The organism is Janthinobacterium sp. BJB301 (assembly GCF_002735685.1).
Taxonomy (GTDB): domain Bacteria; phylum Pseudomonadota; class Gammaproteobacteria; order Burkholderiales; family Burkholderiaceae_D; genus Janthinobacterium; species Janthinobacterium lividum.
The window spans coordinates 2,203,490-2,226,022 of sequence record NZ_PDZJ01000001.1 but is presented as its reverse complement, the minus strand read 5'-3'; the positions used below and the strand labels follow the sequence as shown (position 1 = coordinate 2,226,022).

Sequence of the window (22,533 nt, the reverse complement as noted above, 5' to 3'; positions counted from 1 at the left end):
GATTCTGGAGTAGTGCATGCTGCATAGCCGTACCCTGTTCGCCGCCATCGCCTGCGGCATCGTTGCCGTTTCTCCCGTGCTGGCGGCATCCAGTGCCGACATGGCCCGCTGGCAGGCGCAGGCCGCCAATGTCAGCATCGCGCGCGACACGTGGGGCGTGCCCCATGTGACGGGCAAGAGCGATGCGGATGCCGTCTTTGGCCTGATGTATGCGCAGGCCGAGGACGATTTCCCCCGCGTGGAACTCAATTACATCAACGCCATGGGGCGCCTGGCGGAAGTGGAGGGCGAGCGGGAGCTGTACCGCGACCTGCGCATGAAGCTCTTCATCGATCCGGCCGACTTGCAGGCGCAGTACCGCGCCAGCCCGCCGTGGCTGCGCAAGCTGATGGACGCCTTTGCCGATGGCCTGAATTTTTACCTGGCCACGCATCCGCACGTCAAACCGCGGCTGATCGCGCATTTCGAGCCGTGGATGGCCTTGAGCTTCAGCGAAGGCAGCATCGGCGGCGATATCGAATCGATCAACCTGGCGCAGCTCGAAGCGTTCTATGGCCAGCAAGCCAGGCCTGCCGCCGTGGCGCTGGCCAGCGTGGAGACCGGGTTGGATCCTGAACCCAGCGGCTCGAACGGCTTCGCCATCGCGCCCGCCATCACGAAAAACGGCCATGCGCTGCTGATGATCAATCCGCACACCTCGTTCTACTTCCGCCCCGAAGTGCAGGTCACCAGCGGCGAAGGCTTGAACGCGTATGGCGCCGTCACCTGGGGCCAGTTCTTTGTCTACCAGGGTTTTAACGACCGTCTCGGCTGGATGCATACCTCGGGCGGCGGCGATGTCATCGACGAATACCTGGAAAGCATCATCGACCGGGATGGCGCATGGTTCTACCGCTATGACGGCGGGCTGCGTCCCTTGAAGTCCGTGCCCATCACCTTGCCATATAGGCTGGCTGATGGCGGCATGGGCTCGAAAACCATCACCGTCTACTACAGCCACCACGGCCCCATCGTGCGCGCGCTGGACGGTAAATGGGTGGCCGTGCGCCTGATGAACGAGCCGTTGAGGGCGCTCATGCAGTCGTACACGCGCACCAAGGCGCGCGATTATGCGGCGTTCTACAAGACGATGGAGCTGCGCACGAATGCGTCGAACAACACGGTGTACGCGGATGCGGATGGCAATATCGCCTATTTTCACGGCAATTTCATCCCCGTGCGCGACCCGCGCTTCAACTGGAAGCAGCCCGTCGATGGCAGCGACCCCGCCACGGAATGGCAAGGGCTGCACACGGTGGCGCAAACCATCACCCTGTTCAATCCGAAGAATGGCTGGATCCAGAACACGAACAACTGGCCGTATTCGGCGGCCGGCGCCAACAGCCCGCGCCAGCACGACTATCCCGCCTACATGTCCGTGTATGGCGAAAACGCGCGCGGCCTGCATGCCGTCAAGGTTTTCCAGAACAGGACGGGTTTTACCCTGGACAGCCTGATCGCCGCCTCCTACGACAGCGAACTGACGGCGTTCGAATTTTTGCTGCCGCCGTTGTTCGCGGCGTACGATGCGCTACCGGAGAATTCGCCGCAAAAGCTGGCGCTGGCGGACAAGGTGGCTTTGCTGCGTGCCTGGGACTGGCGCTATTCGCTGACGTCCACCGCCACCTCGCTGGCCGTGTTCTGGGGCCAGGAGCTGGCCGAGCTGGCAGGCAAGCAGGCGCGCGAGCAGGGCGTGCCCGTGGTCGACTTTATGGCGACGGACAAGGTCACGGCGCAGCAGCGGCTGGCCGCACTGGCCAGTGCCGCCGATAAGCTGCGGCGCGATTTCGGCAACTGGCAAACGCCGTGGGGCGAGATCAACCGCTACCAGCGCCTGACGGGCGACGTGGCGCAGCCGTTCGACGATGCGCAAGCCAGCCTGCCCGTGCCTTACGCGTCGGGCAACTGGGGCGCGCTGGCCGCATATGGGCAGAGCAGCAAGAACACGACGCGACGCATCTACGGCGAGCGTGGCAACAGCTTTGTCGCGGCCGTGGAATTCGGCCCCCGCATCAAGGCGAAAAGCATCCTCGCCGGCGGCCAGAGCGGCGACCCGAAGTCGCCCCACTTCCAGGACCAGGCGGCCATGTATGCGCGCGGCGAATTCAAGGAGGTGCTGTTTTATCCCGAAGACGTGGCCCGGCACCTGGAGCGCAGGTACCGGCCGGGGGAGTAAGCGTTGCTGTTCATGGCAACAATGTGTCGGATTACGCTTCGCTAATCCGACCTACGGTACTGGTCCTGGGTTGATCTGAAATATCAAATCGCGTCGAGCGCCGTGCGCAAGTCATGCCGCAGGTCTTCGATGTCTTCGATGCCCACCGACAGGCGGATCAAGCCGTCGCCTATGCCCAGTTTTGCCCGCTGTTCGGGCGGGATGCTGGCATGCGTCATCAGGGCGGGGTGTTCGATCAGGCTTTCCACGCCGCCCAGGCTTTCGGCCAGGGCGAACACCTCGCAGCGTTCGAGGAAGCGCCGCGCGCCGGCCAGATCCGTATTGAGGTCGATCGAGATGATGCCGCCGAAACCATCCATCTGGCGCTGCGCCAGCGCGTGCTGCGGATGCGAGGCCAGTCCCGGATAAAACACCTTGCGCACTTCCTTTTGCTGCTCCAGCCACTGCGCCAGCGCCAGGGCGCTTTCGCAATGGCGCTGCATGCGGATGGCCAGGGTTTTCACGCCGCGCAGGGCGAGGAAGCTGTCGAACGGCCCCGCAATCGCGCCCACCGAGTTTTGCAAAAAGCCCAGCTGCTCGCGCCACTCCGCCTGGCGCTCTTCCGCGCCGACGATGGCGATGCCGCCGATGATGTCCGAATGGCCGTTCAAATACTTGGTGGTCGAGTGCACGACGATGTCGAAGCCGTGTTCCAGCGGGCGCTGCACCAGCGGGCTGGCGAAGGTGTTGTCCGCCACGGCGATGATGCCCCGTGCGCGGCAGATGTCGGCAATCGCCCGCAAATCCGCCAGTTTCAGCATCGGGTTGGTGGGCGTCTCCACCCATACCATCTTCGTTTCCGGGCGCAGCGCGGCCAGCAGGTTTTCCGGATTCGTCAAATCGACATACGTGAACTCATGGCCGGCCGAGCGGCGGCGCACCCGCTCGAACAATCGATACGTGCCGCCGTACATATCGTCGCCAGCGACGATATGGCTGCCCGCGTCCAGCAATTCCAGTACGGACGAGATGGCGGCCAGGCCCGAGGCAAACGCGAAGGCCGCGCTGCCGCCTTCCAGGTCGGCCACGCAGCGCTCGAGCGCCCAGCGCGTGGGGTTGTGCGAGCGGCCGTAGTCGAGTCCCTTGTGCACGCCGGGGCTGTCCTGCACGAAGGTGGAGGTGGCGTAAATGGGCGGCATGATGGCGCCCGTCGACGGGTCGGGCGACTGGCCGGCGTGGATGACGCGCGTGGCGAGGCGGCTCTTGCGGGGAATGTGCTGGCTCAAGATAGTGTCCTGCGTAAGTGGTTGAGAAGGTCGAAGCGGGTGATCAGGCCATAGAAGGCAGTATCGTCGGCGACGACGGCCGTCAAGCCCCGGTCCAGGGTGGCGCGCAGGGCGGGCAAGCCGCTGGACGGCGCCAGGGTTTCGATCTGCGTCGTCATGGTGGCGCCCACCAGACCCGCGAAATGGGCGGCGTCGCCCGAGACGTGCAGCAGCAAGTCCGATTCGTCGAGTATGCCGACCAGCTGGCCGCCATCGATGACGGGCAGCTGGGCCAGGTCGCTGGCACGCATGCGGTTGAAGGCCGTCAGCAGAGTGTCGCCCGGCGCCACGCTGACGACATCGCCCTCGTCGTAGCGGCGCCCGATCAGGTCGCGCAAGTCGCCCGACACGGCCCGCTGCAACAAGCCCTGGTCGCGCATCCAGCCATCGTTATAGACTTTGGATAGATAGCGCGTTCCTGTGTCGCAGACAAAGGTGACGACGCGCTTCGGCGTGGTCTGTTCACGGCAGTATTTGAGGGCGGCGGCCAGCAGCGTGCCGGTGGACGAGCCGCCGAGGATGCCTTCGGCGCGCAAGAGGGCGCGCGCGGAATCAAAACTTTCCTGGTCGCTGATGGTGTAGGCCTTGGTGACGCTGTCCATGTCGGCGATCGAGGGGATGAAGTCTTCGCCGATGCCTTCGACGGCCCACGAGCCGCTCGTGTCCGATACCTTGCCCGTGTCGATGTATTCAGTGAGGATGGAGCCTTGCGGGTCGGCCAGCACGAATTCCAGCTTCGGCTGCGCCTTGCGGAAGTAGCGCGTCAGGCCCGTCAGGGTGCCGGACGAACCGACGCCGACGACGATGGCGTCCACGTCATGGCCGCTTTGTTCCCAGATTTCGGGCGCCGTCGTCGTTTCGTGGGCCAGCGGATTGGCGGGATTGTTGAACTGGTCGGCAAAGAAGGCGCCCGGCAGTTCGCGCGCCAGGCGCGCCGCGTAATCCTGGTAGTACTCGGGATGGCCCTTGCCCACGTCCGAGCGCGTGGTGTGCACTTCCGCGCCCAGGGCTTTCAGGTGCAGCACTTTTTCCGTCGACATCTTGTCGGGCACGACGAGAATCACGCGGTAGCCCTTGATGCGGCCGACCAGCGCCAGGCCGATACCCGTGTTGCCGGCCGTTGCCTCGACGATGGTGCCGCCCGGCTGCAGGCGGCCGTCGGCTTCGGCCGCTTCGATGATGGACAGGCCGATGCGGTCCTTGATGGAACCGCCGGGATTTTGCGATTCCAGTTTCAGGAACAGCTGGCACAGGCCCGTGTCGAGCCTGGTCACTTCGACCAGCGGGGTATTGCCGATCAGCTTGTATAGCGCTGGCGGCTGGGGTGGGGATGGCATTCGATCATTCATGGTGGCTCCTGTCAGAGAAACAGCCGCCCGGGATTGTGTCCCGAGCCGCCTTCCGTGCCGCGCAGTGTAGGCGGGTGGACGAGTGCGGCGAACGAATGTTTGCATGCTTGCATATGCGCTTTGCGCATATCGGCTGCAGCGCGGCAACAGCGTGCGCGCTTCGAGTATGCGCCGTTTTTTTCCCGCTTGCCGCACCAATGACACGACTATTAAGCTGCCGCAAGCCCGCCATTGCGATTTATAATCACGCCTCGAAAAGGAACTAAACAGTATCCTGAAAACCAGACAAACAGGGCAGGCGGCAGTGGCAAAACTTTATTTCCGGTATTCCGCAATGAACGCGGGCAAGTCGACGGCCTTGTTGCAGGTCGCGCACAACTATGAAGAGCAGGGCCAGCAGGTACGCCTGTACACGGCCGCCATCGACAGCCGCTACGGCGTGGGTAGAGTGACTTCGCGCCTGGGCCCGCAGCGCCAGGTCGATATCTTCCATGCCGACACGAATTTCCTCAACGATATCCCCCAGGTCGCCTGTTTGCTGGTGGATGAAGCGCAATTTCTCAGCACGGCCCAGGTGCAACAGCTGCACCAGCTGGCGCAAGTGAAGGGCGTGCCCGTCATCTGCTACGGCTTGCGCACGGATTTCAAGGGCGAACCGTTCCCCGGCTCGGCCTATCTGCTGGCGCTGGCCGACGATATCGAGGAATTGAAGAATATCTGTACTTGCGGCAAGAAGGCCACGATGAACATCCGCGTGGATGAGCAGGGCCGCCGCATCAAGGAAGGCGAACAGATCAGCATTGGCGGCAACGAGAGTTACCGCCAGGCATGCGGGCGCTGTTTCTACTCGTAAATTATTCGGCGACGGGCGTGCCTACATCGGCATCGTCCGCCAGCGCCAGATCGCCCCGCTCGAAGGCGGCGAGGATGTCATTGGCGCGCGCCACGTCGTGTTCGCGCACCAGCACGCGGGCGCCGCCGATGGCGGCTGCCAGCAGCATGTCGGCCTGCATGTGCTGGTCGTCCGTCAGCAGCACGTCGATGCCGGCCGCTGCCAGGCAGCCGCGGATGACGTGCGCATCCGTGGGGATCATCAGCCGGGCAATTAAAACGTAGTCGTCGTGCATGGTCTCTCCTGGCGCGGTGGTATGCGCCATCTTAGCACCGGACCCGCTTTTACAGCTTGAACACGCCTACCACCTGGTTCAGCTCCTGCGCCTGCTCCTGCAAGGCGTCGGCGGCCGCGGCCGCTTCTTCCACCAGGGCCGCATTCTGCTGGGTTACCTGGTCCATTTGGGCGATGGCCTGGTTGACTTGCTCGATGCCGCTGCGCTGCTCTTCGCTTGCCTGGGCGATTTCGGCCATGATGGTGCTCACTTGCTGCACGCTGGCAACCACCGTGTCCATGGTGGCGCTGGCCTGGCTCACTTGCGCGTGGCCCAGGTCCACCGTGCTGGCGGATGCCTGGATCAAATCCTTGATATCTTTCGCCGCTGCCGTCGAGCGCTGCGCCAGGGTGCGCACCTCGGTGGCGACGACGGCAAAGCCGCGTCCCTGCTCACCGGCGCGCGCCGCTTCCACGGCCGCGTTCAAGGCCAGGATATTCGTCTGGAAGGCGATGCCGTCGATGACGCCGATGATGTCGGCGATCTTGCCCGAGGAACTGCGGATGGCATCCATGGCGCTGGCCACTTGCGCCACGGCGGCGCCGCCTTCGGCCGCCAGGCTGGAGGAGTCGTGCGCGAGCCGGCTTGCCTGCTGGGCATGGTCGACGTTCTGGCGCACGGTGGAACTGAGTTCTTCCATTGACGCGGCTGTTTCTTCCAGAGAACTGGCTTGCTGTTCCGTGCGGCTCGACAAGTCCAGGTTGCCGCTGGCGATTTCACTGGATGCCGTGGCGATCTGCCCGGCGCTGCCGCGCACATTGCTGACCACTTGCGACAAGTTGTCGCTGATGCGGTTCATGGCGAGCAGCAGGCGGCCGATTTCGTCCAGGCTGCTGGTATCGAGGTGCACCGTCAGGTCGCCGGCGGCAATCTGCGCGGCGGCCGTTTCGGCGGCGGCCAGCGGGCGCGACACGAGCGTGCGCACCAGCCAGTACAGCAGCAGGGCGAAGACGAGCAGGGCGACGAAGCCGGAAATGGCCAGCTGGTTGCGCATCTGGCGCGCTTCCAGGGTGATCTCGTCCGTGAACGTGCCGCCCGCGATGATCCATTGCCAATCCTTGAATTGACGGTAAAACAGCTGCTTTTCGCGCGCGAGGGCAGCCGTTTCGCCGGGCGCCGTCCACGTGTAGCGCATGGCGCCGTCTTTTTGCGCCAGCATTTCCTGGATGAACAGGCGGCCGTCGCTGGCCTTGAACTCGAGCGCGCTCTTGCCTTCGCTGTTCGGGTGCAGCACCAGGTGGCCGTAATTGGCGCCGGGCGCCGTGTCGACGATATAGATGTAGCCCGTCCGGCCGATCTTGACCTGGCGAATCTTCTCTTTGAGCATGGCCAGATTCTTGCTGATGTCCAGGCCGATGAACAGCACGCCGACCACCTTGCCGCCCGCATCGCGCACGGGATCATATTGCGTGATGTATTGCTTGCCAAATAAGGTGGCCATGCCAACGAAGCGCTGGCCGGCGCGCAGCGGCGCATAGCTGGGGTGGTTGTGGTCGAGCTGCGTGCCGATGGCCCGTTCGCCATCCTGCTTTTTCAGCGAGGTGCTGATGCGCACGAATTCATCGCCATTGGCGGCAAAAATGGTGGCGATCACGCCCGTCTGCGCCGTGTAGCGGTCGACCACGGCCGTGTCGAGGTTGAGCACCTTGCCGCCGTTGGCCAGGGCGGGTGTGGCTTTGCCGGCCACGGCCACCATCGCACCCGTGTCGACCGTGAACGGGCCGGGAAATTCGGCAGCGAACAGGCGCGCGAAGCTGGCCGCTTCGTTGACCATGGCCGTGTGAAACACTTCCGTGGTTGTCATGACGCTATTGAGTTCGCTGGTGACGGCCGCTTCGGCGCGCTGTTCCAGCGCAGCCGAGGTGCGGATGCTGATCAAGGTCGTCAGGCTGGCGAGGATCAGGCTGACCAGGGCAAAGGTAAAAATGGTGATCTTGCCGCCGACACTCCAGTGGCGGGGGGAGAATGATTTTGTAGGCATAGTGTGAGTCTGGCAAAGGGTAATCAGCTCGGCCATTCCTGGTCATGACATGACACGCGGGGAGGGGATCTGGTGGGGAATACTGTTGAAACTGAGGCGCGCCGGCGTTGGGAGCCGCGCACAGGCAAGCTGGATTTCAGGGCGCGATGATAGCATGTTGCTTGCGTTTTGTTACTAAGTGTTTCCCGCAGGAATCAATTTTTCGCGTAAAAACATCATCCGTATCAAGGATTATAAAAACGGCCTATTGACTTTTTCGATTTAAGTGATGCATTTGATCTTTGGTGCCGAGGGGCGATGTAATTTTTCTCACGAATGTTTCACTTTGTAATGAACGAGACGCTGCCTTTAATTCGCGTTTAAGCTTCCAGGAAGAAACTGATATTCCATGGGAGACTGCCAGGCCGTATCCTGTAGAATAATATGCAGACCAGTCGTGTATTCCCCTTACTGTCTTGCTGGCTGGCGCATGCATGGCTGCGCCGCCTGGAATTGATTCAACTAATTTTCGGAGAAGCCGATGAAGAAGCAAATGATGCTGGTCACCCTGGTGCTTGCCCTGTCGGCCCACGCTGGCGCAGCCCAGACGGACAAGAGCGCCGCTCCTCCGCTACCCATGAAGCCGCTGGCCCAGCAAACGCAGGCCGCCTTGTGGGCATCGCGCGTATTGACGCGCGTCCATTACAAGGCCATGCCGCTCGACGACGCCATGTCGGAGAAGATCTTCGACCGCTATTTCAAGTCCCTGGACGCGGAAAAGCTGTTTTTCGTGCAAGCCGACATCGACCGTTTCGCGCCCTTGCGCACCAAGCTCGATGACGCCATCATCAATGAAGACCTGACGGCGCCGTTTGCCATCTATAACCTGTACCAGCAGCGTTTCGACGAGCGCATGGCGTATGCGCGTGAATTGCTGAAAACCAAGTTCGACTTTACGGCCGATGAGAGCTACCAGCTCGACCGCGAAAAGGCCGCCTGGCCGAAGAACGACGAGGAAGTGCGGGACCTGTGGCGCAGGCGCGTCAAGAACGACTGGCTGCGCCTGAAACTGGCGGGCAAGGAAGACAAGGCCATCCGCGAGACGCTGGACAAGCGCTATGAGAGCTACACGACCCGTGCGCGCAAGCTCAACAGCGAAGACGTGTTCCAGATCTTTATGAACTCCTACGCCATGTCGATCGAACCGCATACCAATTACCTCGGTCCGCGCGCTTCGGACAATTTCGACATCGCCATGCGGCTGTCGCTCGAAGGCATCGGCGCCGTGCTGCAGACGCGCGATGAGTACACGGTGGTGCGCGAAGTCGTGCCGGGCAGCCCGGCCGGCTTGTCGGGCAAGCTGAAAGTGGGCGACCGCATCGTCGGCGTGGGGCAGGGCGAAAGCGGCCCCATTACCGAAGTGCTGGGCATGCGCATCGACGACGTGGTGCAACTGATCCGCGGCGCCAAGGATTCCGTGGTGCGCCTCGACATCCTGCCGGCCGACGCCGGCCCGGACGCCAAGCACGTGGTCTTGCCGCTGGTGCGCAAGAAAATCAGCATGGAAGAGCAGGCGGCGAAGAAATCGATCATCGAAGTGCGCGAGAACGGCGTCAAGCGCCGCATCGGCGTCATTTCCCTGCCGACGTTCTACCAGGACTTCGAAGCGCGCCGCCGTGGCGACAAGGACTTCAAAAGCGCCACGCGCGACGTCAGCCGCTTGCTGGCCGAGTTGAAGAAAGACAAGGTCGACAACGTCCTGATCGACTTGCGCAACAATGGCGGCGGATCGCTGAATGAAGCCGTCGAACTGACGGGCCTGTTCATCGACAAGGGCCCTGTCGTGATGCAGCGCAATGCCGAAGGCAAGGTCGAAGTGGAAAGCGATACCAGCGCCGGCCTGGCCTGGGATGGTCCGATGGGCGTGCTGATCAACCGCGGCTCGGCATCGGCCTCCGAGATTTTCGCCGCCGCCGTGCAGGACTACGGCCGTGGCGTGATCATCGGCGAAGGCAGCTTCGGCAAGGGCACGGTGCAGACCCTGTTCAACCTCGACCGTTTTGGCGGCAGCGAGAAAGCCCGTTTCGGCGAGCTGAAAATGACCATCGCCCAATTCTTCCGCATCAATGGCGGCACCACGCAGTTGCGCGGCGTCACGCCTGACATCAAGCTGCCAGCCATGTCGGACGCGGAAAACTTCGGCGAATCGAGCTATGACAATGCCCTGCCATGGGTGGCCATCAAGCCGGCGCCCTACATGCCGACGGGCGACCTGAAGGACATCGTGCCGCTGCTGGACAAGAAGCATGATGCGCGCGTGGCCAAGGACAAGGATTTCCAGTATTTGCTCGATGATATCGCCCTCGTCGTCAAGCAGCGCAAGGAAAACCAGATTTCGCTCAATGAAACCGTGCGCCGCAAGGAGCGCGATGCCCAGGAAGCGCGCGCCAAGGCCCGTGAAAAACGCCTGATCGCGCAGATTTCGAATCCTGCCGACGACCTGGTGGTCATTCCCGATCCGAAAGACGTGCTGAAGGGCGCGAAAGCGGCCAACAAGACGGCCAAGCAGATTGCCGCCGTGAAGGGCGCCTTGCGCACCGACGACGGCTTGCAGGGCGACGAGCGGGCCCTGAGCGCGGAACTGGACGCTGAAACGGCCGCGAAGAGCGCCAAGGACGTGCTGCTCAACGAAGCGGCGCGTATCCTGGCCGACGAAGTGGCGCTGATCAAGGCCGATACCCGCCTGGCCTCCAAGGTCTTGCCGTATGGCGCGGACACCAAGGCAACGCCGGTGACGGCGGCAAAGTAAGGCTTTTCACGCAGTAAAAAACCGGTTCCTTGCGGAGCCGGTTTTTTTTCGCCCCTGTCAGTTATCTGCCTGGTGTATTTCTATCATTCCAACAATCAATTGGATTGATATGCCGCGATGCAGCATAATTCACTTGTCTCCTCTATTCTCCTCCAAGAAAATAGATTCAGCCCGCTCTTTGTAGCGGGCTTTTTTTTTGCCTCAGATTTTGTGCGTGGGCAGTTGCACGTCGGGCTGGGCAGCCAGCAGGGCCGTTATCCAGCCGGCAAACGCCTGCAGCTTGGGCGTGGCCAATCGGCCTTGCGGCGTCAGCAGGGACATGGGCATCGGCGTCGGCGAACAGCCGGGCAGCACGGCCACCAGGGCGCCGCTGTCGAGGTGCGCGCGCACCTGGTACACGGCCGCCTGCGCCAGACCCAACCCTTGCAGCGCGCAATCGACGCTGGCGTCCGCGTCGTTGACGGCGATGGGGCCGGCCATCTGTACGCGCACGACCTCCTTGCCTTGAAGAAAATCCCAATCGAAGGCGCGCCCCGTACGGCCCGAGTAATGCATGATGCCCCGGTGCGCGGCCAGGTCGGCCAGGGTGTGCGGCGTGCCGTGCCGCGCCAGGTAAGCAGGGGACGCGCAGGTGACGAAGCGCATCAGGCCGACCTGCTTGCCGATGAAGGCGGAATCTTGCAAGGTGCCCACGCGCAAGGCGCAATCGATGCCTTCCTGCGTCAGGTCGACCAGGCGGTCTGTCAGGCTCAGCTGCAATTGCACGTCTGGCCAGGCGGCGTGGAATTGCGCGATATGGGGAATGATCAGGCGCCGGCCCACCGTGTTGGGCAGGTTGATGCGCAGCAAACCGCGCGGTTTTTTCGCGTCAGGGCCACGGAAGGCCAGTTCCGCCGTGTCGACGGCTTTCAGGATATCGAGGCAATGGTGAAAGTACTCGGCACCTTCCGGCGTGAGGGACAAACGGCGCGTGGTGCGCTGCAGCAGTTGCGTGCCCAGGTAGGCTTCCAGCTTTTGCAGGGTGGCTGTCAGCGCGGCGCGCGGCAAATTCAAGGTTTCGGCCGCCTTGGAAAAGCTGTTGGCCTCGACGATGCGCACGAAGGTCTGCATGGCCTTGATCTTGTCCATGGGATAGCTTTCATTGTTCATTTTATGTGAAAAGTGTAGGGCGATTATGCCCTAATTATCTTTGCCCCGGCTTTGCCTAGAATAGCGACATCCCTATCGAACCGAGGAAACAACATGAACAAGGCCTCACCTTCTGCTCCCCACGACATTGCGCCCGCCATGGTGCTGCTGCTGGCCATCGCTTCTGGCCTGATCGTCGCCAATCTGTATTACGCACAAACCCTCGTCGGGCCGATCAGCGCTTCGACGGGCCTGTCGGCCAAGGCGGCCGGGCTGATCGTCACCCTGACGCAGGTCGGCTATACCCTGGGCCTGCTGTTTGTCGTGCCCCTGGGCGACTTGCTGGAAAACCGCCGCCTGATCATCACTGCCCTGCTGGTGACGGCCACGGCCCTGGTGGTGGCGGCCCTTTCCACGGGCGCCATCGTGTTTCTCGCTGCCGCGCTGGCCATCGGCCTCGGTTCCGTGGCGGCGCAAGTGATCGTGCCGTTTGCCGCCCACCTGTCGCAGGAAGCGACGCGTGGGCAGACGGTGGGCAAGGTGGTCAGCGGCTTGTTGCTGGGCATTATGCTGGCCCGTCCCGTGGCATCGCTGGTGGCGGCCCATGCGAGCTGGCACGTGGTGTTTGGCGGCGCCGCCGTGCTGATGGTGCTGCTGGCGCTCGTGCTGCGCCGCGCCTTGCCCGTGCGCCAGCCCGTGTCGAGCATGAAATATCCGGCCTTGATGGCTTCGCTGTGGCATTTGCTGCTGGGCACGCCCGTGCTGCGCCGCCGCGCCGCCTATCACGCTGGCCTGTTTGGCGCCTTCAGCCTGTTCTGGACGGTCACGCCGCTGGTGCTGTCCAGCCCCGCGTTCGGCCTGTCGCAAACGGGTATCGCCATCTTTGCCCTGGTGGGCATGGCTGGCGCCGTTGCTTCGCCCATCGCCGGCCGTCTGGCCGATGCGGGGCACACCTTGCCAGCCACGGCCGCTGCGCTGGCGCTGGGCATCGTCGCCTTTGCCTTGCCGATGCTGGCGCCGGAGTCAAAACATGTGGCGCTGGGGCTGCTGGTCGTCGCTTCCATCGTGCTCGACATGGGCGTGGCGGCCAACCTGGTGCTGGGACAGCGCGCCATCTTCAGCCTGGGCGCGGAAGTGCGGGGCCGCCTGAACGGCCTGTATTTCGCCCTGTTCTTTGCCGGCGGCGCGGCCGGCTCGGCCATCGGTGCCTGGGTGTACGCCAGCTATGGCTGGCAAGCGACCTTGCTGACAGGCATGGCGTTTCCGGGCCTGGCCCTGCTGGTGTGGCTGGGAGAATTTTTACCGCAAGCCACGCGCCGCACGGCGTGAAACCCTGATGTCCGCTCATTATCACTGACGGCTATTTCTATCATCATGAAGATAAAGTGGCGTGATATGCCGCGATGCCGCAAGATGCACTTGTCTCCTCTATCTCCTCCAAGGAAATAGATTCAGCCCGCTCCCGCAGCGGGCTTTTTTTTGCCTGTTCAGATTAAATCACCACCAGATCGAGCGCCCGCATGAAGTTGGCCGCCTGCGCATGCGTGATGACGGCGCCCTTCAGCAGCGCCGCTTCGCTCAATTTGAAACCGTCGATATCGGCGCCGCGCAGGTCCGCGCCCTGGAACTTCGCCAGTTTGATCGTGGCGTTGCGCAGGCTGCCGCCTTCGAAGACGGCGTCGCGGAAATCGCAGCCGGCCAGGTAGGCGTCGGAAAAGTCCAGCTGTTTGAGTATCGCCTTGCGGAACGAAAAGCCGCGCAAATCGGCGCCCACCAGCAGGCTGTCTTCGAAGGTGAGGCCCAGGTGGGCCACTTCCTCGAACGAGGCGCCCGTCAGCTTGCAGCCGCGGTAGGTGGCCGAGGCCAGCTTGGCGCGCCGCCATTTTGTGTTGTTCAGGTCGCAGCCTTCGAAGCTGGCGTCGACGGCATCGACGGATTCGAAATCGGCGCTGCCCGCGCGGCAGCGGCGCCACGTGCTGCGCGCCAGCTTGCTGGCGAACATATTGGTGTCGGCAAAGGTGCAGCGCTCGAAGGTGCAGCCCTGCAAATCGAGGCGCGACAAGTCTTCGCCGTCGAACGCGCAATCGATGAAGTGGCGCACGGGCAGGGCCAGCTGCTGCTCGATGCCGGTGCGGTCCAGGGTCATGCCAGTTACTGCGGTGTCGTGTGTTGCCATCCGTCTCATTCCTAAAATAGAAAGCAGGGGAGGGATGGCGCGGCGGGAAAATGCACGAACCAGAACACCTCCCCGGCTGGTGTAACAGCCAAGGGTCAGCGCCGTGGGTCCGCGAGGGCGGGAGCATGCTGGACGGGGCCAGGCACTTACCGGGTTACCAACCGGTGCGCTCATTTTCGATCAGCGCGTATTGTAGCCTGTCCGAATCGCCCTTGCCAGTTTGCGCAAGGCCGGGTTAGTATCTTCTCAGGCGCAGCCACTGCGCCAACGTCGCTCGGACGGATCCGGGCGCTTACGTACAGAGATAACCATGACCGACAGCCAAGCTCCGCGCAGCTTTTCGCGCATCAATCGCCTTCCCCCCTACGTTTTCAATATCACCGCCGAACTCAAGATGGCCGCGCGCCGCCGTGGCGAGGACATCATCGACATGTCGATGGGCAATCCCGATGGCGCCACGCCGGCCCACATCGTGGACAAGCTGGTCGAGACGGTGAAACGCCCCGACACGCACGGCTATTCCGCATCAAAAGGTATTCCCCGTTTGCGCCGCGCCATTGCACACTGGTACAAGAAGCGCTACGAGGTCGACATCGACCCGGACAGCGAAGCCATCGTCACCATCGGCTCGAAAGAGGGCCTGGCGCACCTGATGCTGGCGACGCTCGACCGTGGCGACACGGTGCTGGTGCCCAATCCCAGCTATCCGATCCACATCTGGGGCGCCGTCATCGCTGGTGCCGACATCCGCTCCGTGCGCATGGGGCCGGGCGTGGATTTTTTTGCCGAGCTGGAACGGGCGATCCGCGAAAGCTACCCGAAGCCGAAGATGATGGTGCTGGGCTTCCCGTCCAACCCGACCGCGCAATGCGTGGAGCTGGAATTCTTTGAACGGGTCGTCGCGCTGGCGAAACAGCACAATATTCTGGTGGTGCATGACCTGGCGTATGCCGACATCACCTTCGATGGCTGGAGGGCGCCGTCCATCATGCAGGTGCCCGGCGCGCGCGACGTAGCCGTGGAATTTTTCACCATGTCGAAAAGCTACAACATGGCGGGCTGGCGCATCGGTTTCATGGTGGGCAATGCGGAACTGGTGGCGGCTCTGGCGCGCATCAAGAGCTACCACGACTATGGCAGTTTCACGCCCGTGCAGGTGGCGGCCATCGCCGCGCTGGAAGGCGACCAGAGCTGCGTGACGGAAATCTGCGCCCAGTACCAGCGCCGCCGCGACGTGCTGGTGAAAGGCTTGCATGAGGCGGGCTGGATGGTGGAAAAACCGAAGGCCTCGATGTATATCTGGGCGCATATCCCGCAAGCGTACCGCCACCTGGGATCGCTGGAGTTCGCCAAGCTGCTGCTGCAAAAAGCCAAGGTCAGCGTGTCGCCCGGCATCGGCTTCGGCGAATACGGCGACGAATACGTGCGCTTCGCCCTGATCGAAAACGAGGCGAGGGTACGGCAAGCGTTGCGAGGCATCAAGAATATGTTGCGTTCTGGCGACGGGAAAACGGAAGCGGCAGCATAAAAGTTTCCTCATGGAATTCTTCGTTGCCCTTAATATCACCGGTGCGTATTTCTGACATCACGAATATAAAGTGGTTTTATATGCTGCAACGCGGCATCATTCATCTGTCTCCTCTATCTTCCTCCAAGGAAATAGATTCAGCCCGCTCCCGCAGCGGGCTTTTTTTTTGCCCAATTGCCTTCCCGGTTTTTACCGCCGGGAACGGTGCAACGGCAATACGCTGCACAAGACCGCCATCGCATGACTTTTGTCATCGTCCACCGCGCTGGTCGCTGTCACCATCCCAAGTTGCATATATTGTCGCGTCAAACGCAGCCATGGGAGCGTCATGAACGATTGGCATCTGGTGAATTTGTTTATTCCAACGTTATTGCCCCTCGTCTTTTTGAGTGCCTTCTTTCTTTTTGACTTGTCCACGACGGAAAAGGCGCGGGCCAATCCGCTGGTTGCCATCAAGGATGGCCAACTGTCGTGGGCGGGGCTGGGCATGTGCGTCAACGGGCTGTATGAACTGCAGCATCCTGCCGCCGGCAAGGTGGTATCCCAATTGTGGAGCACGAATACGTTCTGGCTGGTGGTCGCCGTGCTGGTCTTTCATGCGCTGATTGCGGCGGCAGGACCTGTGTTTCCGACGAAAAAGTGTAGTTTCACCGGTGGCTTGAAAACGCTGCGCCACTATCGCGTGTTGCTTGCCTCGGCGATACTTACCATCGCGGCCGGATGGCTATACTCGGACATCCACTTGACAACACAGGGTTAACCTGACTAACCTGAAGCAAACAGGGACTTCGATCATGGCACAATTAGTACATCAATTCTTGCAAGATGAAGAGCGCAGCCGCAACCTGGTTGCGGCGGTCGGCACGAGCGCGGGAGTGATTTTGCTCACCTTGTCGATACTCAATACCTTCCTTTCCCGTTAATTTGTCCGCTAATCAGGTGCTGCCGCCGCCCGCAGGCAGCGTGTTGGTATGCGTGCGGCTGCAAGTGCTCGCTATCCCTCCCCATTTCCCGCAAACCGCCGCACCGCCACTTCCCATTGCTGCATCAGGCTGCCCGCCTGGTCGCGGCCGATGGTGGGTAAAAACGTCCTGTCGGCGCGCCAGTGCGACGCCAGCTCTTCCACGCCACGGTATTGGCCGATGGCCAGGCCCGCCAGATAGGCCGCGCCCAGGGCGGTCGTTTCAATCACTTGCGGGCGTACCACGGGGATGCCCAGCAGGTCGGCCTGGAATTGCAGCAGCAGGTTGTTGGCGCAGGCGCCGCCGTCCACGCGCAGTTCGGTGATGGGCGCTTGCGCGTCGCGCGTCATGGCATCCAGCAGGGCGGCGCTCTGGAAAGCGATCGCTTCGAGCGCCGCGCGGGCGATGTGGCCCACCGTGCTGCCCCGGCTCAGGCCCAGGATGGCGCCCTTGGCCGATGGCACCCAGTACGGCGCACCCAGGCCTGTAAACGAGGGCACGAAGACCACGCCGCCCGAATCGGGCACGGAGGCGGCCAGGCCTTCCGCTTCGCCCGCGTGGCCGATGGCGCCGAGGCCGTCGCGCAGCCACTGCACCACGGCGCCGCCGATGAAGACGCTGCCTTCGAGCGCATACGCGGGCTGCGTGCCCACCTGGCAGGCGGCCGTGCTGATCAAGCCATGCTGCGATTGCGCGCACTGCTCGCCCGTGTTGAGCAGCAAGAAGCAGCCCGTGCCATAGGTATTCTTGGCCATGCCCGGCGTGAAACAGGTTTGGCCGAACAGCGCCGCCTGCTGGTCGCCGGCGATGCCGCCGATGATGACGGGGCTGCCCAGCACCTCCGTATCCGTTTCGCCATACACGTGGCTCGATGGATGGACGGACGGCAGCAGGCTGGCTGGGATGCCCAGCCAGTCGAGCAGCTGGGCATCCCAGCAGCCTTCATGCAGGTTCCACAGCATGGTGCGCGAAGCGTTGGTGACGTCGCTCACGTGCAGGCGGCCGCCCGTCATCTTCCATGCCAGCCACGTGTCGATGGTGCCGAAGGCCAGTTCGCCGCGCATGGCCCGCGCGCGGGCACCGGGCACGGCGTCGAGTATCCAGCGCAGCTTGGTGCCGGAAAAATACGGGTCGAGCACCAGGCCCGTTTTCGCGTGGATGGCGCCGGCCAGGCCCCGCGCGCGCAAGTCCTCGCACAGCGCTTCCGTGCGGCGGTCTTGCCAGACGATGGCGTTGTAGACGGGTTCGCCCGTGGCGCGGTCCCACACCACCGTCGTCTCGCGCTGGTTGGTGATGCCCAGCGCGCCGAGGGCATCTGCCTTCAGGCCTGTCTTGGCCAGTACTTCGCGGCAGGTCGCCAGCTGGCTGTGCCAGATCTCCATCGGGTCGTGTTCGATCCAGCCCGGTTGCGGGAAGAGCTGGTGAAACTCGCGCTGCGCCACGGCGACGATGGCGCCCGTTTCATCGAACACCATGCTGCGCGAACTGGAGGTGCCCTGGTCGAGGGCCAGCAAATACGTCATGCCGCCACCTCTTGCGCCAGATGGACCGTCAGCCACTGCTGCAGGCGCGCCACGTCGGCCGGCGCGCAGCGCAAACCCAGTTTACTGCGCCGCCACAGGATGTCGTCGCTGCTTCTGGCCCATTCCACTTCGATCAGATAGCACGCCTCGGCCTCATACAGGCCTGGCGCCAGCTGCTCGCCCAGGTCGGCCATCGAAGCGGCGCCCGTCAGCAGGCGCGTGGCGCGGCTGCCGTACGCGCGCGCATAGCGGCGCGCCAGCGCGGGCGGCAGCCAGGCGTGATCGCGCTGGAAGCGGGCGAGGAAAGCGTCGAAATCATGGCTGTCCACCAGTCGATTCTCCTGCTGCAGGTCGCCGCCGGGCAGGGGCGCTTGCGACGTCCAGGCCGGGGCGCCATTCTCCAGCAGGGGCGCCAGCAAGCCCAATGCTTCCTCGGCCAGCTTGCGGTAGGTGGTGATCTTGCCGCCCCAGATATTGAGCAGGGGCGCGCCCGTCGCCGTTTCGCCGCGCGCCACTTCCAGCAGGTAGTCGCGCGTGACGGCCGACGCGTTCTGCGCGCTGTCGTCGAGCAGGGGGCGCACGCCCGAATACGTCCACACGACGTCGGCGGGGCCGATCTCGCGCTTGAAATAGCGGTTCGCCGCCTGGCACAGGTAATCGATCTCCGCCTGGCTGATCTTCACCTGGCTCACTTCCCCCTTGTATTCCTCGTCCGTGGTACCGATCAGGGTAAAGTCGTCCTGGTAGGGAATGGCGAAGATGATGCGCTGGTCCGGGTTCTGGAAGATATAGGCGTTCGGATGCTCGAACAGGCGCGGCACGATGATATGGCTGCCCTTGATCAGGCGCAGTCCCTGCGTCTTGCCGCCGCCGGCCGCGCCGGCAAATTGCGCCGTCCACGGTCCCGCCGCGTTGACGATGGCGCGCGCACGCAAGTTCTTGCGCTGGCCATCCTCGGCTTGCAGGGTGGCGTGCCAGGTGCCGCCATCGCGGCGCGCATCGATGCAGGCCGTGCGCGTGAGGATGTGCGCGCCGTGCTCCTGCGCGTCGAGCGCGTTGAGCACCACCAGACGCGCATCGTCGACCCAGCCGTCGGAATACACGAAGCCCTTGCGGTAGCCGGCCTTCAGCGGCGCGCCCGCCGCGTGCTTGTCCAGCGCGATGCCTTGCGAGGCGGGCAGGAAGGCCCGCTTGGCCAGGTGGTCGTACAGGAACAGGCCGGCGCGTATCATCCAGGCGGGGCGCTGGGCGGCGTCGTGCGGCATGACGAAGCGCATCGGCCACATGATGTGGGGCGCGGCGCGCAGCAGCACTTCGCGTTCCTGCAGCGCCTTGCGCACCAGTTTGAATTCATAGTATTCGAGGTAGCGCAGGCCGCCGTGTATCAGCTTGGTGGATGCGGACGAGGTGTGCTGCGCCAGGTCGTGCTGTTCGCACAGCACCACGCGCAAGCCGCGGCCGGCCGCGTCGCGCGCGATGCCGGCGCCATTGATGCCGCCGCCGACGACCAGCAGGTCGCAGTCGGCGGGCAGGGAGGAAAAGCGGGAAGCGGACATGGAAGGTTCGTCTTGTAAAAGTAAAAGGAAAAAAGGCGCCGCCTCAGGCAAGCAGCGACAGCACGGGCGGCAGCACCAGGGCCAGGCCGGCGACCAGCAGCAGCACGAAGACGGCGCGGCGCACGTGCTCGATGGGCAGGCGCGAAGGGTGGCGGCGCGCCAGCCAGGTCAGCCCCGTCACCAGCGGCAAGGCTTCGAGGGTCAGCCACAGGGCCGTCATGCTGAACTGGCCATGCGCCAGCACGAGGGCCAGGCGCAGCACGGCATTCGCGGCGAACAGTACGATCAGCGAATGGCGGATCATGTCGGCCGGCCATGGCTGGCGGTACAGGTGGTACACCATGGGCGGGCCGGCGCTGGCGAACAGGCCGCCCATCACGCCGGACACGCCGCCGAAGAACAGGAAGGCGGGCAGGCCGGATTGCCGCGCACGCGCGCTGGCGCGCATCACCAGCATGCACGCGCAGACGACGATGGCGCAACCGAGCAGGAAGCGCAGCAGGGTCACTTGCTGCGCGCTGAACCAGCCCAGCAGGGCCACGCCCGCACCCACGCCCAGCTGGCTGACGGCCAGTGCAGGGCCGAATACGGGCCAGGCCAGCTGCGGGCGCGTGCGGCCAAACGTGATGGCGGCATTCACCAGCACCAGCACGCTGACCACGTTGGCGACATCGCCCAGGCTGGCCAGGTGCAGCACGGCCGTCAGGCCCAGCAGGATCAGGCCGAAGGCAAAGCCCGTCAAGTTCTGCGCGTAACTGGCCAGCGCCACGCAGGCCAGGAACAGCAGATGCGACGCCACGCTCATGCCAGGCTCATTTCGCCAGCGACAGGAAGAAATCCTGCTGCGCGCAGCCGCGCCGCACGAACACGGGCGGCTGGCCCAACGGCGCATCGACTTCCACGCGCTGGCCGCCTTCGAAGGCGGCGCCGCTCCATAGGTGGATCCAGGCGTCGCCCTGCGGCAGGTAGGCGCTCCAGCGCGCAGCACCCGCCGCATGCACGGGCGCCACCAGCAGGTCGGGGCCGAACAGATACTGGTCCTGGATGGCGTAGGTGGCGCGGTCGTGCTCATAGTGCAGGAACAGGGGACGTTGCAGCGGCAGGCCGCGCGTCACGGCATCCTCGGCCAGGGCGCGGATGGTCGGCGCCAGCGCCACGTGCAGCTGCGTCATGCGGGCGAAGTGGCGGAACACCTGTTCATCCTGGTAGAACTGGAAGTTTTCGTCGGGACGGTTGCCTTCGTGCGTGCGCATCATCGACGTGAATACGGCCATCTCCGTCCAACGCTGGAACAGTTCCGCCGTGCGCAGGTTGCCGAACAAGCTCGTGTAGCCGCCGATATCGCTGTGGTGGTAGGCGTTGCCCAGGAGGCCGGACGACAGCGCGCCGCAGATCACCGTCTGCAAGCCATCGTGGCGGCTGAAGTCGACCGACTGGTCGCCCGCCCACAGCAGCGGGCAGTGCGCCTGTACGCCCGTATAGCCGGCGCGCATGAAGAAGGTGGCGTCGCCCGTCTTGCCGGCTGCTTCGATGGCGCGCGCATTGACTTCGGCCCACAGGGTCGGCCAGGCGTTGTGCATCAGGCGCGCATCGACGCCATTGTGCAGGCGCAGGTCGATCGGCAGGTATTCGCCGAAATCGGCCATCCAGCCGGACAGGCCGAAGTCGAGCATTTCCTGGCGCAGGATGCGTTCCTCGAACCACAGCGCGGCGGCCGGATTGGTGAAGTCGACGACGCCGCAATCGAATTCGCCGAAGTCCACCAGGTAGGCGCCGCCATCCATGGCCGTGGCCAGAAAGCCCTGCTGCAGCGCTTCCTGGTACAGGGTGCCGTCGTTGCACAGGTAGGGATTGACGTAGCCGAGGAAGCGGATGTCCTGTCTGGCCAGGTCGGCGATCCAGTTTTTCAGGTCCGGATAGCGCTGCGGCTGCCAGCGCCAGTCCCAGAACAGGCGCTTGCCGAACGAGGTCTGGCGCAAGCCCACCCAGTCTTCGCACCACAGGGCGCTGACGGGCAAGCCGTGCTCCTGCGCCTGCGCGAGGATGGCGCGCGCGTGATCTTCGCCGCCTTTCAGGCCCAGCATGGCGCCATTTTGCAGCCAGGCGGGCAGCTGTGGCTGGCGGCCGAAGCGCTGCGAGACGACGCCGACCAGGTCGACGAAGGTCTCGGCCAGCATGAATTCCAGGCGCTCGGGCATGGCCCAGAATTGCAGTTCGTGGAAATCCGGCTGGCGGAAATCGAAGTCCGCATACGCCGTCGTCTCCGCATGCAGGCAGTAGCGCTGCGAGGAGATAAAGCTCGGCTGCGGATAATTCGTGTGATAGTAGTCGCCGCCCGACTTGGATGTGACGTCCGCCTGCCATGTCAGGTGCGTCGACTTGTCGCGGCCCACGCCCGGCTCGGACGTCCACAAGGGGAAGTGGCGGCCGCGCAGGTCGAAGTACGACATCTGCTCGCCGCAGCCCCAGACATGCTCGTCCTGTTCCGCGGGCAGGCGCAGCCACAGGCGGTTCCAGCCCGGCGCCGCGTAGCGCACCACCAGGTGCACGCCATGCGGCGTCGCTTGCACGGCCAGCACCAGCTGCGGAGAATCTCCCGCATGGCGCGCAAAGCTCAGGGTGGCGCCGTCGCCATCCTGCGTGACGGCCAGCGCGCGCAGGGCGCTGCGCTCCTCGACATAATCTTCGATGGCGAAGTTACCGCGGTACATTTCCATGCTTTCGCGGCCCTGGCCGACGAACACGCATGGCGCAGCGGCGCCGTGGCGCAGCAGCAAGCGGCCGGCGCAGCGCAGGGCGACGCTGTCATTTTCCTGGTGTAGTGTGTACTGCATGACGATCAACTCCTGTGAAAACC

17 protein-coding genes are annotated in these 22,533 nt (G+C 63.7%); 7 read left to right on the top strand and 10 right to left on the bottom strand.

The features are described 5' to 3' along the window. Positions 1–16: 16 nt before the first annotated feature. Positions 17–2,215: a penicillin acylase family protein gene (locus tag CSQ91_RS09750; protein ID WP_099388119.1), complete on the top strand. Its 2,199-nt coding sequence runs from the start codon at positions 17–19 to the stop codon at positions 2,213–2,215. A gap of 83 nt (positions 2,216–2,298) precedes the next feature. Here CSQ91_RS09750 and CSQ91_RS09745 read toward each other — a convergent pair whose 3' ends face one another. After that, positions 2,299–3,480 carry a trans-sulfuration enzyme family protein gene (locus CSQ91_RS09745; RefSeq protein WP_070281950.1) on the bottom strand — a complete coding sequence of 394 codons (1,182 nt, stop codon included), beginning with the start codon at positions 3,478–3,480 and terminating at the stop codon, positions 2,299–2,301. After that, positions 3,477–4,868 carry a pyridoxal-phosphate dependent enzyme gene (locus CSQ91_RS09740; protein WP_373630441.1) on the bottom strand — a complete coding sequence of 464 codons (1,392 nt, stop codon included), beginning with the start codon at positions 4,866–4,868 and terminating at the stop codon, positions 3,477–3,479. The genes CSQ91_RS09745 and CSQ91_RS09740 overlap by 4 nt, the downstream gene beginning before the upstream one ends. A gap of 304 nt (positions 4,869–5,172) precedes the next feature. On the opposite strand from CSQ91_RS09740, the gene CSQ91_RS09735 reads away from it, so the two are divergent. Beyond that, on the top strand, positions 5,173–5,721 hold the full coding sequence (locus tag CSQ91_RS09735) for a thymidine kinase (protein ID WP_034778598.1): 549 nt from the start codon (positions 5,173–5,175) through the stop codon (positions 5,719–5,721). A 1-nt stretch (position 5,722) separates the two neighbouring features. Here the strand turns inward: CSQ91_RS09735 and CSQ91_RS09730 are convergent, their stop codons facing one another. After that, positions 5,723–5,995 carry a putative signal transducing protein gene (locus CSQ91_RS09730; RefSeq protein WP_034778595.1) on the bottom strand — a complete coding sequence of 91 codons (273 nt, stop codon included), beginning with the start codon at positions 5,993–5,995 and terminating at the stop codon, positions 5,723–5,725. A 49-nt stretch (positions 5,996–6,044) separates the two neighbouring features. Beyond that, the gene (locus CSQ91_RS09725) at positions 6,045–8,015 is read right to left on the bottom strand and encodes a methyl-accepting chemotaxis protein (RefSeq protein ID WP_180278387.1); all 1,971 of its coding nucleotides are present in this window, start codon (positions 8,013–8,015) and stop codon (positions 6,045–6,047) included. A gap of 520 nt (positions 8,016–8,535) precedes the next feature. Between CSQ91_RS09725 and CSQ91_RS09720 the strand changes: the two genes are divergently transcribed. Next, the gene (locus CSQ91_RS09720; RefSeq protein ID WP_099388117.1) at positions 8,536–10,803 is read left to right on the top strand and encodes a carboxy terminal-processing peptidase; all 2,268 of its coding nucleotides are present in this window, start codon (positions 8,536–8,538) and stop codon (positions 10,801–10,803) included. 201 nt (positions 10,804–11,004) lie between these two features. On the opposite strand, the gene CSQ91_RS09715 is transcribed toward CSQ91_RS09720, so the two are convergent. After that, positions 11,005–11,931 carry a LysR family transcriptional regulator gene (locus CSQ91_RS09715; protein ID WP_099388644.1) on the bottom strand — a complete coding sequence of 309 codons (927 nt, stop codon included), beginning with the start codon at positions 11,929–11,931 and terminating at the stop codon, positions 11,005–11,007. 114 nt (positions 11,932–12,045) lie between these two features. Here CSQ91_RS09715 and CSQ91_RS09710 point away from each other — a divergent pair, with 114 nt between their 5' ends. Next, positions 12,046–13,260, top strand: a complete 1,215-nt coding sequence (locus tag CSQ91_RS09710; protein ID WP_099388116.1) for an MFS transporter — start codon at positions 12,046–12,048, stop codon at positions 13,258–13,260. 163 nt (positions 13,261–13,423) lie between these two features. Here CSQ91_RS09710 and CSQ91_RS09705 read toward each other — a convergent pair whose 3' ends face one another. Beyond that, the gene (locus CSQ91_RS09705; protein ID WP_373630440.1) at positions 13,424–14,107 is read right to left on the bottom strand and encodes a pentapeptide repeat-containing protein; all 684 of its coding nucleotides are present in this window, start codon (positions 14,105–14,107) and stop codon (positions 13,424–13,426) included. 310 nt (positions 14,108–14,417) lie between these two features. On the opposite strand from CSQ91_RS09705, the gene alaC reads away from it, so the two are divergent. From alaC to CSQ91_RS29185, 3 genes are all read left to right on the top strand, one after another. After that, positions 14,418–15,635, top strand: a complete 1,218-nt coding sequence (alaC, locus tag CSQ91_RS09700; protein ID WP_099388114.1) for an alanine transaminase — start codon at positions 14,418–14,420, stop codon at positions 15,633–15,635. A 328-nt stretch (positions 15,636–15,963) separates the two neighbouring features. Next, positions 15,964–16,395 (top strand): hypothetical protein, encoded by a 432-nt coding sequence (locus CSQ91_RS09695; protein WP_099388113.1) that lies wholly within the window; start codon positions 15,964–15,966, stop codon positions 16,393–16,395. 34 nt (positions 16,396–16,429) lie between these two features. Then, positions 16,430–16,558 (top strand): hypothetical protein, encoded by a 129-nt coding sequence (locus tag CSQ91_RS29185; protein ID WP_257217274.1) that lies wholly within the window; start codon positions 16,430–16,432, stop codon positions 16,556–16,558. A 71-nt stretch (positions 16,559–16,629) separates the two neighbouring features. Here the strand turns inward: CSQ91_RS29185 and glpK are convergent, their stop codons facing one another. The 4 genes from glpK to CSQ91_RS09675 are packed head-to-tail and all read right to left on the bottom strand — an operon-like array spanning position 16,630 to position 22,510. Next, complete coding sequence (gene glpK, locus CSQ91_RS09690; protein WP_099388112.1) at positions 16,630–18,120, bottom strand: glycerol kinase GlpK; 1,491 nt, start codon at positions 18,118–18,120, stop codon at positions 16,630–16,632. Beyond that, positions 18,117–19,676: a glycerol-3-phosphate dehydrogenase gene (gene glpD / locus CSQ91_RS09685; RefSeq protein WP_099388111.1), complete on the bottom strand. Its 1,560-nt coding sequence runs from the start codon at positions 19,674–19,676 to the stop codon at positions 18,117–18,119. The genes glpK and glpD overlap by 4 nt, the downstream gene beginning before the upstream one ends. 43 nt (positions 19,677–19,719) lie before the next feature. Then, complete coding sequence (locus CSQ91_RS09680; protein WP_099388110.1) at positions 19,720–20,481, bottom strand: TSUP family transporter; 762 nt, start codon at positions 20,479–20,481, stop codon at positions 19,720–19,722. Between the two features lie 7 nt (positions 20,482–20,488). After that, a complete protein-coding gene (locus CSQ91_RS09675; RefSeq protein WP_099388643.1) occupies positions 20,489–22,510 on the bottom strand; it encodes an alpha-glucosidase in 2,022 nt (673 codons plus the stop codon). Positions 22,511–22,533 lie beyond the last annotated feature (23 nt).

Bases quoted from the DNA above. Each gene is read 5' to 3' on its own strand.
- CSQ91_RS09725 (WP_180278387.1), bottom strand. From the start codon at position 8,015: ATGCCTACAAAATCATTCTCCCCCCGCCACTGGAGTGTCGGCGGCAAG.
- CSQ91_RS09750 (WP_099388119.1), top strand. From the start codon at position 17: ATGCTGCATAGCCGTACCCTGTTCGCCGCCATCGCCTGCGGCATCGTT.
- CSQ91_RS09740 (WP_373630441.1), bottom strand. From the start codon at position 4,868: ATGAATGATCGAATGCCATCCCCACCCCAGCCGCCAGCGCTATACAAG.
- glpD (WP_099388111.1), bottom strand. From the start codon at position 19,676: ATGTCCGCTTCCCGCTTTTCCTCCCTGCCCGCCGACTGCGACCTGCTG.
- CSQ91_RS09730 (WP_034778595.1), bottom strand. From the start codon at position 5,995: ATGCACGACGACTACGTTTTAATTGCCCGGCTGATGATCCCCACGGAT.
- CSQ91_RS09705 (WP_373630440.1), bottom strand. From the start codon at position 14,107: ATGGCAACACACGACACCGCAGTAACTGGCATGACCCTGGACCGCACC.
- CSQ91_RS09715 (WP_099388644.1), bottom strand. From the start codon at position 11,931: ATGGACAAGATCAAGGCCATGCAGACCTTCGTGCGCATCGTCGAGGCC.
- CSQ91_RS09710 (WP_099388116.1), top strand. From the start codon at position 12,046: ATGAACAAGGCCTCACCTTCTGCTCCCCACGACATTGCGCCCGCCATG.
- CSQ91_RS09675 (WP_099388643.1), bottom strand. From the start codon at position 22,510: ATGCAGTACACACTACACCAGGAAAATGACAGCGTCGCCCTGCGCTGC.
- glpK (WP_099388112.1), bottom strand. From the start codon at position 18,120: ATGACGTATTTGCTGGCCCTCGACCAGGGCACCTCCAGTTCGCGCAGC.
- CSQ91_RS09680 (WP_099388110.1), bottom strand. From the start codon at position 20,481: ATGAGCGTGGCGTCGCATCTGCTGTTCCTGGCCTGCGTGGCGCTGGCC.
- CSQ91_RS09720 (WP_099388117.1), top strand. From the start codon at position 8,536: ATGAAGAAGCAAATGATGCTGGTCACCCTGGTGCTTGCCCTGTCGGCC.
- alaC (WP_099388114.1), top strand. From the start codon at position 14,418: ATGACCGACAGCCAAGCTCCGCGCAGCTTTTCGCGCATCAATCGCCTT.
- CSQ91_RS29185 (WP_257217274.1), top strand. From the start codon at position 16,430: ATGGCACAATTAGTACATCAATTCTTGCAAGATGAAGAGCGCAGCCGC.
- CSQ91_RS09695 (WP_099388113.1), top strand. From the start codon at position 15,964: ATGAACGATTGGCATCTGGTGAATTTGTTTATTCCAACGTTATTGCCC.